13 protein-coding genes and 2 tRNA genes are annotated in these 15,696 nt (G+C 42.6%); 8 read left to right on the plus strand and 7 right to left on the minus strand.

The window, feature by feature from the left end:
• Positions 1–121: 121 nt before the first annotated feature.
• Together JMW90_RS03670 and JMW90_RS03675 are read right to left on the minus strand one after the other, a co-directional pair.
• Positions 122–1,069 carry a DMT family transporter gene (locus JMW90_RS03670; RefSeq protein WP_201561747.1) on the minus strand — a complete coding sequence of 316 codons (948 nt, stop codon included), beginning with the start codon at positions 1,067–1,069 and terminating at the stop codon, positions 122–124.
• A gap of 41 nt (positions 1,070–1,110) precedes the next feature.
• Positions 1,111–1,599 (minus strand): M48 metallopeptidase family protein, encoded by a 489-nt coding sequence (locus tag JMW90_RS03675; protein ID WP_201561748.1) that lies wholly within the window; start codon positions 1,597–1,599, stop codon positions 1,111–1,113.
• A gap of 450 nt (positions 1,600–2,049) precedes the next feature.
• On the opposite strand from JMW90_RS03675, the gene JMW90_RS03680 reads away from it, so the two are divergent.
• From JMW90_RS03680 to JMW90_RS03690, 3 genes are all read left to right on the plus strand, one after another.
• Positions 2,050–2,125, plus strand: a tRNA-Asn gene (locus JMW90_RS03680).
• A 191-nt stretch (positions 2,126–2,316) separates the two neighbouring features.
• Positions 2,317–2,646: a CopG family transcriptional regulator gene (locus tag JMW90_RS03685; RefSeq protein WP_201561749.1), complete on the plus strand. Its 330-nt coding sequence runs from the start codon at positions 2,317–2,319 to the stop codon at positions 2,644–2,646.
• A gap of 353 nt (positions 2,647–2,999) precedes the next feature.
• Positions 3,000–3,734 carry a hypothetical protein gene (locus tag JMW90_RS03690; RefSeq protein WP_227691847.1) on the plus strand — a complete coding sequence of 245 codons (735 nt, stop codon included), beginning with the start codon at positions 3,000–3,002 and terminating at the stop codon, positions 3,732–3,734.
• A gap of 75 nt (positions 3,735–3,809) precedes the next feature.
• Here the strand turns inward: JMW90_RS03690 and JMW90_RS03695 are convergent.
• The 3 genes from JMW90_RS03695 to JMW90_RS03705 form a co-directional block, all read right to left on the minus strand.
• Positions 3,810–3,900, minus strand: a tRNA-Ser gene (locus JMW90_RS03695).
• A gap of 92 nt (positions 3,901–3,992) precedes the next feature.
• Positions 3,993–5,168: a type I glyceraldehyde-3-phosphate dehydrogenase gene (locus JMW90_RS03700; protein ID WP_227691848.1), complete on the minus strand. Its 1,176-nt coding sequence runs from the start codon at positions 5,166–5,168 to the stop codon at positions 3,993–3,995.
• A 436-nt stretch (positions 5,169–5,604) separates the two neighbouring features.
• Positions 5,605–7,545 carry an AAA family ATPase gene (locus tag JMW90_RS03705; protein WP_201561750.1) on the minus strand — a complete coding sequence of 647 codons (1,941 nt, stop codon included), beginning with the start codon at positions 7,543–7,545 and terminating at the stop codon, positions 5,605–5,607.
• Positions 7,546–7,825: 280 nt separating this feature from the next.
• Here JMW90_RS03705 and exaC point away from each other — a divergent pair, with 280 nt between their 5' ends.
• The 4 genes from exaC (at position 7,826) to JMW90_RS03725 (ending at position 12,775) form a co-directional block, all read left to right on the plus strand.
• Complete coding sequence (exaC, locus tag JMW90_RS03710; RefSeq protein ID WP_201561751.1) at positions 7,826–9,352, plus strand: acetaldehyde dehydrogenase ExaC; 1,527 nt, start codon at positions 7,826–7,828, stop codon at positions 9,350–9,352.
• 99 nt (positions 9,353–9,451) lie between these two features.
• Positions 9,452–10,480: an alcohol dehydrogenase AdhP gene (adhP, locus tag JMW90_RS03715; RefSeq protein WP_201561752.1), complete on the plus strand. Its 1,029-nt coding sequence runs from the start codon at positions 9,452–9,454 to the stop codon at positions 10,478–10,480.
• A gap of 165 nt (positions 10,481–10,645) precedes the next feature.
• Positions 10,646–10,972 (plus strand): DUF779 domain-containing protein, encoded by a 327-nt coding sequence (locus JMW90_RS03720; protein ID WP_201561753.1) that lies wholly within the window; start codon positions 10,646–10,648, stop codon positions 10,970–10,972.
• Between the two features lie 171 nt (positions 10,973–11,143).
• Positions 11,144–12,775 carry a GMC family oxidoreductase gene (locus JMW90_RS03725; RefSeq protein WP_201561754.1) on the plus strand — a complete coding sequence of 544 codons (1,632 nt, stop codon included), beginning with the start codon at positions 11,144–11,146 and terminating at the stop codon, positions 12,773–12,775.
• Positions 12,776–12,826: 51 nt separating this feature from the next.
• On the opposite strand, the gene JMW90_RS03730 is transcribed toward JMW90_RS03725, so the two are convergent.
• Complete coding sequence (locus JMW90_RS03730; RefSeq protein ID WP_201561755.1) at positions 12,827–13,780, minus strand: nuclease-related domain-containing protein; 954 nt, start codon at positions 13,778–13,780, stop codon at positions 12,827–12,829.
• Between the two features lie 410 nt (positions 13,781–14,190).
• Here JMW90_RS03730 and JMW90_RS03735 point away from each other — a divergent pair, with 410 nt between their 5' ends.
• On the plus strand, positions 14,191–14,793 hold the full coding sequence (locus JMW90_RS03735) for a YceI family protein (protein ID WP_201561756.1): 603 nt from the start codon (positions 14,191–14,193) through the stop codon (positions 14,791–14,793).
• 282 nt (positions 14,794–15,075) lie between these two features.
• Here JMW90_RS03735 and JMW90_RS03740 read toward each other — a convergent pair whose 3' ends face one another.
• The gene (locus JMW90_RS03740) at positions 15,076–15,690 is read right to left on the minus strand and encodes a TrmH family RNA methyltransferase (RefSeq protein ID WP_201561757.1); all 615 of its coding nucleotides are present in this window, start codon (positions 15,688–15,690) and stop codon (positions 15,076–15,078) included.
• Positions 15,691–15,696 lie beyond the last annotated feature (6 nt).

The raw sequence follows: 15,696 nt of genomic DNA on the forward strand, positions 1-15,696 counted from the left end.
AACACTTATACTCAATCAAGACAGTCAGTCGCTTAATACCCTGACATTAACAAAATATGACATTCAGATAACAATGCGGGCACGTTGGCATATCATTAACTTTAGCCTAATATCAAACAACCTAACTTACTGACCCTCTCTCTGCCCTCAACATCTTTACGCCACCATAGCTGACCAACATCACCCCAAGTCCGATTAATGAAGCACCTAAGATTAGCCCTTCTGGTGGACTTTCATTTTGTAAAAAAATAGCTATTGGCACACCGACTACTGCCCCCACTGCCCCTAATAAGCTCAGCAGCACAGGACCTCCTGTTTTTTGTAGTAAAAACAACAGTAAAAACTGCGCAGCAAACACAAATGCTTGTAGCACAATTAAACCAAGTGGTAAAAGCGCTGTCATCGGGACCGCTAAAGAGTAATGAGGAACGATACTGACCAGAGCCAGTAACCCTGACGCCGCAATCAGCATACCAGGCGCAAGCGCACTAGCAGAGAGATTGGCTGGCCAATATAGCGTCCGATAAATATTACCAATGGCAAGCAAAACAGGACCACAAAGCGTCAAGACGATCCAAAATACACTGGCATCTGGCGCAGAAAACTTACGCGCTGCCAATACGCCCGCTCCCGCAAGTGCCGCGACCACGCCAAGCGCTCGGAGCTTAGTAAATGGCTCTATACGCAACACGATTGCGGCAAGGTAAGTAAGCAGCGGCGGCAAGGAGATAATCAAAGCGACAAAACTTGCGCCAACGTGTGGAATCGCTGAGAAAAATATTAAATTGGAACCTGCAACACTGACCAATGCTGCAACAAAATAATAGCTGAGGATAGGTTTGTTTAAAGGCGGTAGCTCACGACGCAGCAGCGCATAGATAGATAAAATAACGGCGGCACCGGTAATGGACCAAAACAGAAATGCCAGTGGCGTCAGACCAATCTCGCCTGCATATTTTGCCAAATTGGTAGAGATGCCGATTAGAGCGCCGCCAGCGAGCAGACAAAGCAGAGGAATGAGCCATGCTTGCCTTTTACTCAAAGTCCCTTGTTGCGCTGACGCCGCCATAGCCTATCCTACTCATCCATTATTATGCCAACCACGATAAATTAGCACTCGTGCCATTGCAACCACAAACGCGTATCCAGCTCCAACTGATGATAATCAGGCTCCATATGACAGCACAGCTGATAGAATGCTTTGTTATGCTCCTGCTCTTTGAAGTGCGCCAATTCATGGACGACAATCATCCGCAAAAACTCAGGCGGTGCCTCTTTGAATAAGCTTGCAACCGTAATACTATTATGCGCTTTAAGCTTACTCCCTTGCACGCGAGACTGATAAGTATGAATGCCCAGCGCATGTTTGAGCACCGTGAGCTTCCTATTATAAGTCACTTGGGTCAGCGAATTGCTTTTGCGCATGTACTGATTTTTTATGTCATTAATATAATGGTACAACGCTTTGTCGTTTTGGATTTGGTGTCTCTGGGGATAGTTTTTGTCCAAATAATCGCCCAGTTTGCCGCTGCTAATTAACGTGGCAGCTTGGCTTTGAATCTGCTCCGAATAATGAGCAATATATTTTAAGGTGGTCACCGCTTTTGTCCTTTATCTTTATGCGCCATATTTTTGTCTATCAATTATACGGTAAGGATAGCTTTTTGCTTTAATAGTTTGCTCAAATATAGTCAATGAAAAGTAATATCGACACATTATGTACTGCTGGTTTCAATTTTTCTTGCTTGCTGTGCCTACGCAGACAGAGGCTGCAAAAAATTTGTACCAGCAGTACCGTAGCGTTTTTAGAGTATTTTGACTATAGATAGTGGTTATTCTATTATTGAGTCATGCTAGCTGTTATTAAAGTAGACAATATAATGGTGTTATGGTTGTTATTTGGATAATTATGATTAGATTCATAATTAATCTCATAATAAGGTTGACAGCCTATGACTACTTGGCTAAAATGTGCCCCACATAACGCAAACAAGATAAGCAATTAGGTCTCTTAAAGCCTTTTTAGAACTTGTGGTTATTACCAATTATTCTCCAATAGCTCAGTTGGTAGAGCAACGGACTGTTAATCCGTGTGTCCCTGGTTCGAGCCCAGGTTGGAGAGCCATATACGAAAAAACCTTCATCACTTATTTGATGGAGGTTTTTTTATGGTTGACGTTTAGAACCCTAGCAATACGGCTATTAATACAGCGCTGGTGTTCTTTTGGGTACTTTTGTTGTATGGTAAGGGGAGATATGACCAAGTCAGTTTTGCCTGAGTGCTTTATTCCTACTCACTAATAGTAATGGTTTATTATGATACCTACACGTATAAAAAATAAGTTCTCTGATTATCCGCAAAAAATCATGCGCCCTGTCAGTATTCGCCTATCTGAAGAGATGATTGAGCTTTTGACGGCGACGGCATCAGAGCTTGGGTTTAAGCGTATTCAAGGTTTGATTCGACTATATATTCGTCAGGGTCTTGACCGTGATCACCAAGACTATACGCTTGCCTATGATGAGGTTTTTATTGAGACGTTACGCAAAAAAGGCGTGAGCCAGCGCATTATTGACGAGGCAATTGTGGTGACTCATAATAATAATATTACCCATTCGTTGTCTGAGCTGCAAGAAAATAAATAGCAGTAGCATTTGAATATTTGTGCGTTTAAGCAGGTAATATTCGAAACCTTAATAAAGTTCGAAACCTTAATAAAGACTGAGTTCACCTAACGGTGCTCGGTCTTTTTTTCGATTGATGATACGGCACTCACTTTCATTTGGCGATAAATAAATATACATAATCGTGAGATATAGTCAAAATACTCTAAAAACGCTACGGTACTGCGGGTATAAATTTTTTGCAGCCTCTGTCTGCGTAGGCACAGCAAGCAAGAAAAATTGATACCCGCATTACATAATTTGTCAATATTACTTTTCACTGACTATACAATATATTAAGATAATAATTATCACAGCTCATATGGAGGTATCAGATGATGGGTTTAGATAACCGTTTCAACAAAGTGCTGTTATTGACTATGAGCTTGGGGCTGTTTCCTGCCCTCTCCGGTTGCGAACAGCCGCAAGTGGATCCTAGCCAGCAAGCCATACCGACCAACTCTGATCAGTGGCAAAAGACACTGGGCGATACCTTTGAGCGTTTACCTGAAGCAGATAGAAAGCTTCTCAGCCGTTATATGCTACGTATGAAGCTCAGTAGCGCTTATGAGTCAGGTGCCATGCCGCGTATTACTATTAAACAAGCTTTGACCCAACAGCGCGAGTATGAGCGTCTACATCCAAACAACCCAACGGGTAAAAAAAGCCCTATTGTGATCAGTCAACAGATAGAAACTACAAATAACCTAAACTATCCTGTCGACTTACTACCAGTCAAAACCAGCGAGAGTGATAGCTTAAACCAAGTGAAGCTACAGTTTATACTGTCAAATCATGGCAAAGTGGCTATCGAGAGTTTTCAAGGTACGCTCACGATGCAAGAGAAACGTTTGACCAAAAATAAACGTTTCAATGTACCATTGACCCAGTTTGAGCCACCTATTGCCCCAGAGCAATCTGGCAGGATAGTCATTGAAAGCAGTATTGAAGACATCAATGTCATGCGAGCCATTAAAAATAACAAAGGGGTAAACATTGAGATTACTGAAGGTAAAATAATGTTAGCGGGTGGACAAGAAATCGAGTTCGATGAGTTGCTAGAAAAATAATACGAAGGTTTTAAAGCGTCTGGAAATATCGTATAAAAAAATCCCCAATCATTACTGATTGGGGATTTTTGAATTTGGCGGAGACGGAGAGATTCGAACTCTCGAAGGGCTATTAACCCTTGTCGGTTTTCAAGACCGGTGCATTCAACCGCTCTGCCACGTCTCCATTTGTGCATTATTATAGCGATCTGAAATGAGAATGCAAGCAGTTATCTCAAAAAAGCTAAATTAATTTCTTAACTGCTTATAATCTCTAGTCTAAGGCTTGCTAGAAGCAAGATGTAAGCACATATCTAGCATACGATTAGCATAGCCCCATTCATTATCATACCAAGCAAAAACCTTGTATTGATTGCCCACTTGCATCAGTTGCTGACCATCGATAATCAGCGACTCAGGCTGGTGGATAAAGTCACTTGATACCAGTGGCTCCTCTGTATAATCCATGATCGTCGCCAAATGTGCCTGACTCGCTAATTTTAAAACATCACGTATCGCGTCAATACTGACATTTGGCGTCTCAAATACAAACGTTACATCAATTGCAGCAACATCAATCGTTGGCACGCGAATAGAATGACCATTGATCTTACCCACCATATTCGGTAGCACACGCTCAGTAGCCGCGATACTACTTGAAGTCGTCGGAATGATATTATAACCGGAAGCTCTCGCACGTCTTAGGTCACGGTGTGCTTGATCAAGAACGGTTTGATCGGCCGTCACTGCATGAATCTCGGTCATCATAGCCGATTCAACACCAAACGCCCGATCAAGGGTATCGATGAGTGGTACGAGCGCCTGAGTGGTACAAGAGACGCTAGAGATAATGGGCAGATCACGCGTCAACGTCTCGCTATTGACACCCATCACGATACAAGCATCGACATCATCGAATGGTGCCGCCCCAATAATCACTTGCTTAGCGCCCGCCTCTATATGCAAGCTTGCCTGCTCATATGAGCGGTAATGTCCGGTACATTCAAGCACCACATCGACCTGCAAGTCTTTCCATGGTAGTGTTTTTGGGTTCTCTCTTGATAATAAACGGATGCAGTAAGTAAGATTGTTTTTGGTCAGGCACAGCTGAATGTCATTTTTTGCTGTTGCACAGGGCTTTTGCTGATGATCGGTGAAGCCATCTTGGACGATATCAGCGGTCACACCCAGTTGGCTCAAACGCCCATGCGTACTATCGAACCTAAGTAAATGCAACAAGGTTTCGGCGGGCGCCAAATCATTAATTGCCACTACATGAATGGCGCGTCCTAGCACCTCAAAGCGCTCTAGTAGCGCACGCAACACATTACGTCCAATACGACCAAAACCATTGATGGCCACTCGCAAAGGCTGAGTCTGGTCACTGGTCGTATGAAACCCTGCTGTCGCAGGGTTAGACGTCAAACGGTAGGTGGCACTAGAAAAATCAGGCATAACAAATTATCACTGTAATAGAAATAAAAAATGAAGGCTAAAATCGAATGTCATCGACCGATCAAAAAAGAACCACGCAGAATATATAGTGAGTTTACTACAAAAGTGTTATAGCGCTATTAGTATGAATTTTGCGCAGCCTCTGGGAACGCAGCATGCCAGTAAAATTTATACCAATAGCGCGTTTAAATTTTCATAACATTTTTATTTTCATCTGACTATAGTGGTTCGCGAATAAAAGAAATACAAATGTTATAAGGTACTACTGGAGTTAATTCTTCTTGCTTGCTGTGCCTACGCAGACAGAGTCTGCGAATAATGAACCCCAGTAGCTCTGCACCCTTTTAAAAGTGGATTAACTATATAGGCAGCCGCGAATAAAACAGTTACAGATGAAAGAATCATCTGTAAAAACGTACTTATGACTTAAGAATTACTAAGGGGTAATAAATATCAATGCCAAACGAATGGTATTGTAATCAGCACTTTGTTTTAAATGCTCAAATATCGGACGCAGCTTAATACTACCATCATCATTAAAGTCGTTCGGGTTATTAGCGACTTTAATCGCCACATAAGCATTACCCACTGCCGTCATCACTTCATCCTCTGGACGCAAATGATCACAAGCAAGGCTGGGATCTTGAGATTTCAGCTCAGCAATATGACGCATAATGGTAGATTGTGACAGCTGACGCGCTTGCGAAATCTCTGCAATGGACAAACTTTCCTCTAATAATAGCCGTGTCGCGAGCAAAGTACTGTCTGACTTATCCGAAACTTGATTGCCAAGTTTCTGTTTTTTTCCTATTTGCGCTTGCTGCTGTTCACGGCGCTTTGTTTGTAGGTTTGCGTAGGCGTCAATCACTGACTTGCTTAATGTACCGCCCGATTTTAAAATAAACTTCTCATGCGCCTGTGTCATACTTTCTTCATCAAGCATTGCATAATTGGCATCCGCCTCATCAGATAACACCAAAAAGCGCTTATCTGCACCGCGTGCCAGTGGATCAAGCTGCAAGCTCATGTCATTCATACCAAGCAGTTGCAATCCCGCCAGCGATTTTAACCGTGATAACGCCACATAGCCTTGCCCAAGCTCAAAGGTACGTGACAAGTCAATCTCAGCAGCTTCAAGCGTCATACCCTGCGACTTATGAATGGTAATCGCCCATGCCAAACACAACGGCACTTGCTCATAGCTTGCGAGCACATCGCCCGTCTCGTCCTCGATAATCCACTCTTCCGGCTCAGCGATAACCTCACGCCCAGTATTTAATCTAACCACTGGCATTTTCTGTGTCGTCGGCTTTTTAATTTTTGCTTTATCTTTTTTGGCTTTTTCTTTTGCGCTTTTGGCAGCCTGCTTATCGTTATCAACATCACCGTCTTTATCGCTACCAATATCATCGTCTTCGATTAAATCGTCACTACTGTCTTTGCTATCATCAACCTTAACAGCGGCAAAGCCAATAAGCTCACCCATAGTGCCATTAGACACGCCAAGCTCGGTATTGTTTTTAATAAACATCACTTTTGAGCCGACTTTTAATACCAAGTCATCTTGGGTACGAACCGTCTTCTTTAGCGTCTCAACCAGTTTACTATCGCCAACAGATGTGGCTTCAAAGCGCATCATCTCACCAGATAAATCAGCAAGCTCTTTATCATTAATCTTATTGACGTTGAGATTGTGGGTATAAAGACGCGTACGCTTGATATCGACATTTTGATCAAAGGTAGCTTCTAAGGCGGCAATCGCCTCAAAAGTCACTTCTTGACGACGAATTTGATTGAGAATATCGTCCAAATCAAGCCCACCATTCGCCGCTTCACTGACCTGTCGATGTTGCTCAGACAAATAGCAGATATGGAACTTAGCATCGAGCCAAGCTTCCGACATAAAGGCAAACTTCTCACGATTACTCTCGCCCTTACTGCCAATCGGTGGTAACTGAAAAAAGTCTCCTGCAACCACCACCTGAATGCCGCCAAAGGCTTTGTCACTTTTACGCACGTGTTTAAGCACTTGGCTGACCAAATTAATCTGCTTGGCATGCAGCATGGATATCTCATCGATGATAAGTACCGCGGTGTCTTTTAATCTATCTGCCAAAAACTGCTTGCGTGATAAATTGGTTAAATCGCGATCCGTTAGCTCATCTTTGATGCCGATACCTGACCAACTATGAATGGTCGTGCCGTTCATATGTGTCGCCGCGATACCCGTACTCGCGGTGACGGCAACAGGTACACGGCGCGCGCGTAGATAATCGATATATTGATTGAGCGTATAAGTCTTACCTGAACCTGCTGAGCCAGTCAAAAAGACATTTTGACCTGTTTTTAAGATATCAAGAGCAGAAGATTGACGCATATATCCAAACCAACCAAGAGTATAAGAAAAGAAAGCTGCCATGATTAAAGGGATAACCATGACGAGCTAAAAGTATTTGACCTCAATTATAACAGCTACATTCATTTTGCGAACCACTTTAACCACCCTACCTCACATAACTTTAAGTTATGTGATACAAAGCATATCATTATAAAAAGTCATTATCACTTGGAGACAAAGCTCAGTACGATAGAGTGATAACTTGGTCAGGAAGGTCAAGTATTCTCAAGCAACCATAATACACAACAAGGAATCGTTCATGTTATACGCTTATCCCAATACTGAAAACAGTCCCGTCCAATTCCGCGAAAAATACGACAACTTTATCAATGGTGAATGGATCGCACCAATCGATGGCGAATACTTTGACAACTCAAGTCCAATCGACGGTAAAATCTTCTGCCAAATCGCACGCTCTAAAGAAGCAGATGTGGAAGCTGCGCTAGATGCCGCTCATGCCGCCAAAGACGCTTGGGGCAAAACCAGCGTCACTGAACGCTCTAATATGTTGCTCAAACTTGCCGACGGTATCGAAGCCAATTTAGAAGCTATCGCTATCGCTGAAAGCTATGAAAACGGTAAACCCGTCCGTGAAACTCTAGCCGCAGATATTCCAATTGCAATCGACCATCTGCGTTATTTCGCTGGTGTCATCCGCGCGCAAGAAGGCGGCATTAGCCAAATTGATGAAGATACCGTCGCCTACCATTTTCATGAGCCACTAGGCGTTGTTGGTCAAATTATTCCTTGGAATTTCCCTATTCTAATGGCGATTTGGAAAATTGCCCCAGCGCTTGCCGCAGGTAACTGTGTCGTCCTTAAGCCTGCCGAGCAAACCCCTGCTTCTGTTTTATATATGCTTGACTTAATAGGCGCGGCGGATATTTTACCAAAAGGCGTACTCAACGTTATTAACGGCTTCGGTGTAGAAGCCGGTAAGCCAATCGCTTCTAATCCACGTATCGATAAAGTATCCTTTACTGGTGAGACCACGACTGGTCGCTTAATTATGCAATACGCTAGTGAAAATATCATTCCAGTAACGCTAGAGCTGGGTGGTAAGAGTCCGAATATCTTCTTTGCCGATATCATGGATGAAGACGATGACTTCTTAGATAAAGCGGTCGAAGGCTTGGTGATGTTTGCGCTGAACCAAGGTGAAGTCTGTACTTGCCCATCGCGCGCCCTCGTCCACGAAAGCATCTATGACGAATTTATGAAACGCTGTATCGCCCGCGTTAAAGCCATCAAAATGGGCAACCCGCTCGATACTGATACGATGATTGGCGCGCAAGCCAGCTCAGATCAGTTAGAAAAAATCCTATCTTATCTCGATATCGGTAAAAAAGAAGGTGCTAAAGTCTTAGTCGGCGGTGAACTTGTCAAACATGATGGCGATATGGCAAACGGTTATTATGTGCAGCCAACCATCTTCGAAGGCACCAATGATATGCGGGTGTTCCAAGAAGAAATCTTTGGTCCTGTGCTTGCCGTCACTACTTTTAAAGACGACGAAGAAGCGATGGCGCTTGCCAATGATACCTTATATGGTCTAGGTGCTGGCGTATGGACGCGTAATGGGACTCGTGCTTATCGTTTCGGTCGTGGTATCAAAGCGGGCCGCGTTTGGACGAACTGCTATCACCTTTATCCTGCGCATTCAGCATTTGGTGGCTATAAGCAGTCTGGTATTGGCCGCGAAAACCATCTAATGATGCTTGATCATTATCAGCAAACCAAAAACATGTTAGTCTCTTATAGTCCTAAAGCGATGGGCTTCTTTTAGGTCATTAGCGGACAGCACTTCATTTACAAAATCGTTGAATCATAAAGTAGATAGTTTTTTCATATTAAAATCAAAGATAAATAACTAGGAAGTATTATCATGAGTAATAAAATGAAAGCAGCTGTTTTACATGAGTTTGGTCAACCTTTGCAGATTGAAGAGGTTGATATTCCTACTCCAAGTTCAGGTGAGATCGTTGTAAAAATGCAAGCCTCAGGAGTCTGTCACACTGACTTGCATGCTATTGATGGCGACTGGCCTGCCAAACCTAACCTACCCCTTATTCCTGGACACGAAGGCGTTGGCATAATCACTGCCGTTGGCGATAACGTCCACCATGTCAAAGAAGGCGACCGTGTTGGGGTCCCTTGGCTGTATTCTGCTTGTGGTCATTGCACTTATTGTTTAGGCGGCTGGGAGACCTTATGTAAACGTCAAAAAAACAGTGGCTATTCGGTCAATGGTAGCTTCGCAGAATACATACTAGCCGATGCCAACTATGTCGGTATTATCCCTGACAATGTTGACTCTGTTGAGATTGCCCCTATTCTATGTGCTGGTGTCACAGTATATAAAGGTCTAAAAATGACCGAAGCTACAGCTGGTGATTGGGTGGTCATCTCAGGAATTGGCGGACTTGGTCATATGGCAGTACAGTACGCGGTTGCTATGGGATTTAATGTCGCTGCTGTCGATATTGATGATGATAAGCTTGAATTCGCCAAAAGCTTAGGGGCGACAGTCACTGTAAACGCTAAAAACACTGATCCTGGTAAGTTCCTAAAAAAAGAGATTGGTAGTGCTCACGGTGTGCTTGTGACCGCCGTCTCTTCAAAGGCGTTTGATCAAGCGCTAAGTATGGTAAGACGCGGTGGTACAGTAGTTTTTAATGGTATGCCCACTGGTGATTTTCCTTTGTCCATCTTTGATACGGTGTTAAATGGTATCACCATTCGCGGTTCAATCGTAGGTACTCGCCTTGACTTACAAGAGTCCTTAGCAATGGCAGCAGCAGGTAAAGTAAAAGCGACTGTCACCGCTGAACCGTTAGAGAATATCAATGATATTTTTGAGCGTATGCGTGCTGGGAAAATCGAAGGTCGCATTGTAATCGACTATGCTATGTAGCTACATGCTAGCTTGGTGATTAACACGCTTAATCATTAATAATGGGTCGTATTATTTTCAGCCACATGCTATCAGTGCTGTGACTGGATATGATACGACCTTTTATTTTTTATTGGCAACACTTATCTTTAATAAAATGAGTGTGCTAATGATAAGGAGTTTGGTATGAAAATTACTGCTACGGAATCCTGCAAAGCGCTCATTGGGCTTTTAATATCCAAACACGGCGAGCTGATGTTTCATCTATCAGGAGGCTGCTGTGATGGCAGCTCGCCGATGTGTTATCCATTAGGTGAGTTCAAAGTGGGTGGTCAAGACGTGCTGATTGGTGAGCTTGCTGGCTGTCCGTTCTATATGGGCAAAGCACAACATAAATTGTGGCAAAATACCGATCTAACCATTGATGTGGTCAATGGTCGCGGTGCCAGTTTCTCCTTAGAGATACCCGAAGGCAAACGATTTATCGTACGCTCAGAAGTTTGTGCGGTATAACTTCCTATCAAATAACGACAAACGTAGACTTAACTTTGCAGCACTTTTATGCCATATTATGTTTGGATAAAGACACGCTCTAGTCATTTTTATTTTGATATTTCAGCAAAATAATAGATACTGTAGAGCGTAAGCTATTTTAATGAGCATGGACGCTATAAGGAATATAAAATGGAATTTGATTATGTCATCGTTGGTGGTGGCTCAGCAGGTTGTGTACTTGCTAGCCGTCTTACAGAAAACCCAGATATTAGTGTCTGTCTCCTAGAGTACGGTGGCGACGGTAAAGATTTGGCAGTCCGTGTCCCAGCTGGTCTAATTCTTTTGGTACCGGGCAAACCGCTTAAATTAAACAACTGGTGTTTTCATACTGAGCCACAAACTCATCTAAACGACCGTCGTGGCTTTCAACCTCGTGGTCAGTGCTTAGGCGGCTCCTCAGCTATCAATGCTATGGTTTATACGCGTGGTAGTGCACTAGATTATGAGCGTTGGGTTGAACAAGGCTGCACGGGCTGGGGCTTTGATGATGTGCTGCCTTATTTTATCAAAGCTGAAAACAACGTTCGCGGTGGTGATGATTTACACGGTGATAGCGGACCGCTTCATGTCAGTGATCTATTAAGCCCACGTGATATCTCAAAAGCCTTTGTAGAAGCCGGCATTGCCAACGGGCTTGATCATAACGAAGACTTTAACGGTGAGAAACAAGACGGCGTGGGTCTCTATCAAGTCACCCATTTTCATGGCGAAAAGCAAGGTCAACGCTGCTCTGCTGCGGCCGCTTATCTGCATCCTGTACAGAGCCGGCCCAATTTAACCGTTATCACCCACGCTCAAGCCAATCGCGTCATCTTTGATGGCAAGCAAGCGACTGGTGTCATCTACGAAAAAGACGGTACTAAACAAACGGTGATGGCTCGTCATGAGGTTATCCTCTGCGGTGGTGCGTTTGGTTCACCGAAAGTGTTGATGCTATCTGGCATCGGTCCCAAAGATCAGTTGCAAGCGCTAGGTATCGGAGTGGTTGCAGATGCGCCAGAGGTAGGTGAGAACCTACAAGACCATTTGGATGTGGTGTTCGATTATGAAGTCAATACTACAGATGTGTTTGGCGTTGGCGCAGTCGCTGGTATGAACTTCTTTAAAGCCATGCGTCAGTGGCGAAAAGATGGAACGGGTCTTTTGTCGACTAACTATGCTGAAGGTGGCGCATTTTTCAGCGTCGGTGATGATCCAAAAGAATGGCCGAATACCCAACTGCATTTTGCCATTGCTCGTGTGATGAACCATGGTCGTGATCTCAAACTTGGCTATGCTGTCTCCTGCCATGCTTGCTACTTACGCCCAGAAAGTCGCGGCACAGTCAAGCTTGCTTCTAACGATCCCTCAGCTGCGCCACTCATTGATCCAAACTATCTTTCGCACCCAAAAGATATAGAATATATGGTCGCAGGCGCAGAGCGTACCCGCGCTATTATGGCGGAGGCGCCAATGGCTAAGTATATTACTGAGGACTACCCGGCTCCCTATATCGAAAAGGATGGCATGCTAGGCTATATCCGTAATAGATCTGACACTATTTATCATCCTGTCGGCACTTGCCGTATGGGTTCAGATGAGCGGTCAGTAGTTGATTTAGAATTAAAGGTCAGAGGGGTACAAGGATTGCGAGTCATTGACGCATCAATTATGCCGACTTTAATTAGCGCCAATACCAATGCACCAACGATTATGATTGCTGAAAAAATGGCAGATCTTATCAAAGCCAATCACGTTAATAAAGAGCCAGTGCCAGCCTAAAATGTATTAGGATAATTCATTGAGTTCAAAATAAAAAATATTGTTTTGGGCTCAATTTTTATTTATTACCCCGCGGCATTGTGGGAACTGGCTACAGCCATAAAATATCTGACCTTGACGCGCGCCTTTTTTTGCCACGCGTTCAACCATCTCGCCCTGACAGTTTGGGCAATTAGGCATTTGCATCAAGCTATCAGAAATTTGCTTAATAGCAGCAACTTCGATAATTTTATTTTTAGGTTCAGACTCTACAACGTCAAATGGGGTGATAAAGACCATGTCGTCATTGCTGAGCTGTCCATCAATAAGCTCAACTTCCGTTTGACCAGACCAGCGCATGACTTCTCTACTGTTAGCAACCTCTCTGTTTGCAGGTTTAAGGACAGGCTTCACTACTGGCTTTGTATTACGATGACTGCTTAAAGGTTTATCAGGTTGGCTATGCTTATCCTTTAAGTAGGCTTGATGCGCTTGATTGGTTCGCCACGACTTACTAAATCTATTATTTTCAATCTGGGCAACAATAGATTGAACCTCATCTTCGCTTAATATCTCATGCTGCTTTCTTTTGATATAAGACACCATCCCACTCGTCAATACATGCTCCGGCAACTCATCACGGGTTTTTAGCTCACACTCACCTATGAAGGCAATCATCGAATGAAAGTAGCTCATATCTAGCGCTAATAAATCCGCCAGCGTTTTAATATGCAAATAATTCTGACGTAATGGGTTTTGGAATTTGTACTTGCGACCCATAATGACTTGTGTCCACTGTCTTTGCGCCTCATTACCAAATATCCAACCTTTATAGTTTTTGGTTTCGATGACAAAGATGCCATATTTAGAGACAATGACATGGTCAATTTGGGTACTACCACCATTGGTTAATGGTAAAGTGATATTATTTAAACGATGATATATGTCTTTTTCAAGCTTAAGCCACATGGCTAAGTTGATGACCGTTTCGCCTAAGACACCTTTGAAGCTAGACATGAGGGACATAATATTCTTCCGATATAGAGGTAATAAAAACACTTATTCTAAGCGGTAAATAACTATAGTCAGTCCTAAATAAAAGAAATACAAATATTATAAAGTCCTACTGGCGTTAATTTTTCTTGCTTGCTGTGCTTACGCAGACAAAGGCTGCGAATAATCAACCGCAGTAGTTATGTACTCTTTTGAAAGTGGATCAACTACAGTGATACTTACTTCTTTGGTTCCTTATAACTTTAATAATACATTGAAAACGCTTAGTTGTAGTACGCTGTCGCATTATTACTTATCGCATAAACGACCAAAAAATGTATAGATTAGCGCACAGCCTCATCAAACATCTTAGTTAATAAGTATCTTAAGTAAAAATTGTCTTAAGTATCGATCATTTTTATATTACCATCTGGATTATACCTATGAATACACCTGTCACTTCTTTGTTGAAAATCACATTAAGCACCTGCCTATTAGTATCATTACCAGCAGTGACGTTGGCCGCGACCGTTCCACAAAAATGGAAACTGGACGTACCAAAAACCAATGTGGACTTTGAGGTTAAATATTTGGGTAAGGCCACCACCGATGGTAAGTTTAATAAGGTGAATGGCGCCATCAATTATGATGTGAAAAATCCAACAAGTACGACCATTAATTTTACTGTTTATACCAATAGTATCGATACAGATCGCCGCTTGAGAGATTCCTTTTTGCGCCGAAAGGAGCTGCTAAATACGAAACAATATCCGACGATGACTTTTGTTTCCAAAAAAGTCAGCATGATAAATCCTAAAGAAGCCAATGTGACTGGTGACTTTACAGTGTTGGGTCAGACCAAACCTTTGACGGTGAGAGTAACGCTATCAGATGTAGAGAACGACCCTATCACCTCTAAACCTACTTTAAAATTTCGCGCAACGGGCTTGGTAGATCGTTATAGCTATGGGGTCACAGCTTTTCCAAAAGTGATTAGCAATATCATTCCTCTTGAGATATCAGGAAAATTAATTGCTGCTAATTAATTTGAAATAGCTTAAAAAACAACCAAAAAAAAGAGTTACTAGATATTTTAGTAACTCTTTTTTAGTTTGAAGTTTGTATGTTTTACAATTAGAAAAAGATTAGCCTCTAGATATGAGTGCTTTAAAAGTGGGAAAATATGCGAAGCATGAGTCATTTTTCTTTAATGGTTTCGCTCTGCGCTCGTCCCTCGCGTATACACTTTCATTATTGTAATTAGACAAAGTATTGCGTAGTTTTCGAATGTCATAAGCTTAAACCAGCCTAGCCTACGTTCACTAAAACTAAGCTATATTCTTAGCAATAGGAGGATTAACTCGTCTACCTCGTTTATTCATATTCTGATACTCACGACGTTGTTTCGTTATTTCATAAAGTACAATTCCTGTAGACGTTGCTAAATTCAAGCTTTCAATCATGCCGTACATTTCAATCTGTACACATGCGGAGCTATTTGCAATGACAAGTTCACTTATACCTCGAGACTCATTTCCAAACCAAACAGCAAGACGTTTTTGCGTATAGTCACCATTTTGCAATAGCACATTATTTTGTCCTTTTATATGTGGCGACGTCACTATAGAAGTAAAGCGATGCTTTTCTAAATGTTGTAGACAGTCTTCAGTGCTTCGAAACACTTTTATAAAGCTCCACTTAATCGCTGACACGGACGGTTTGAGTAATGACTTCCTCTCCCTCATGACTTCCCAGTTATCAGGAAATAGTTGACGACTATCTACTACATAAAGTGTATCTACCCCGAGGGCGTTAATATTACGGATAACAGTTGCTAAGTTCCTCGAGTCATTAGGCTCTTCTAGAACAACAATTAAGTTTTTACATTGGAATTTTTTTATAGCATCAGCACGCTGACGTATTGTTGATTTTTGAGTAGTCATATTTTT

Source organism: Psychrobacter glacincola (assembly GCF_904846215.1).
GTDB classification, from domain to species: Bacteria; Pseudomonadota; Gammaproteobacteria; order Pseudomonadales; family Moraxellaceae; genus Psychrobacter; species Psychrobacter glacincola.

Excerpts from the sequence above, each read along its gene's own strand:
- JMW90_RS03670 (WP_201561747.1), bottom strand. The coding sequence starts at position 1,069 with ATGGCGGCGTCAGCGCAACAAGGGACTTTGAGTAAAAGGCAAGCATGG.
- JMW90_RS03725 (WP_201561754.1), top strand. The coding sequence starts at position 11,144 with ATGGAATTTGATTATGTCATCGTTGGTGGTGGCTCAGCAGGTTGTGTA.
- JMW90_RS03700 (WP_227691848.1), bottom strand. The coding sequence starts at position 5,168 with ATGCCTGATTTTTCTAGTGCCACCTACCGTTTGACGTCTAACCCTGCG.
- adhP (WP_201561752.1), top strand. The coding sequence starts at position 9,452 with ATGAGTAATAAAATGAAAGCAGCTGTTTTACATGAGTTTGGTCAACCT.
- exaC (WP_201561751.1), top strand. The coding sequence starts at position 7,826 with ATGTTATACGCTTATCCCAATACTGAAAACAGTCCCGTCCAATTCCGC.
- JMW90_RS03720 (WP_201561753.1), top strand. The coding sequence starts at position 10,646 with ATGAAAATTACTGCTACGGAATCCTGCAAAGCGCTCATTGGGCTTTTA.
- JMW90_RS03740 (WP_201561757.1), bottom strand. The coding sequence starts at position 15,690 with ATGACTACTCAAAAATCAACAATACGTCAGCGTGCTGATGCTATAAAA.
- JMW90_RS03690 (WP_227691847.1), top strand. The coding sequence starts at position 3,000 with ATGATGGGTTTAGATAACCGTTTCAACAAAGTGCTGTTATTGACTATG.
- JMW90_RS03730 (WP_201561755.1), bottom strand. The coding sequence starts at position 13,780 with ATGTCCCTCATGTCTAGCTTCAAAGGTGTCTTAGGCGAAACGGTCATC.
- JMW90_RS03685 (WP_201561749.1), top strand. The coding sequence starts at position 2,317 with ATGATACCTACACGTATAAAAAATAAGTTCTCTGATTATCCGCAAAAA.
- JMW90_RS03705 (WP_201561750.1), bottom strand. The coding sequence starts at position 7,545 with ATGCGTCAATCTTCTGCTCTTGATATCTTAAAAACAGGTCAAAATGTC.
- JMW90_RS03735 (WP_201561756.1), top strand. The coding sequence starts at position 14,191 with ATGAATACACCTGTCACTTCTTTGTTGAAAATCACATTAAGCACCTGC.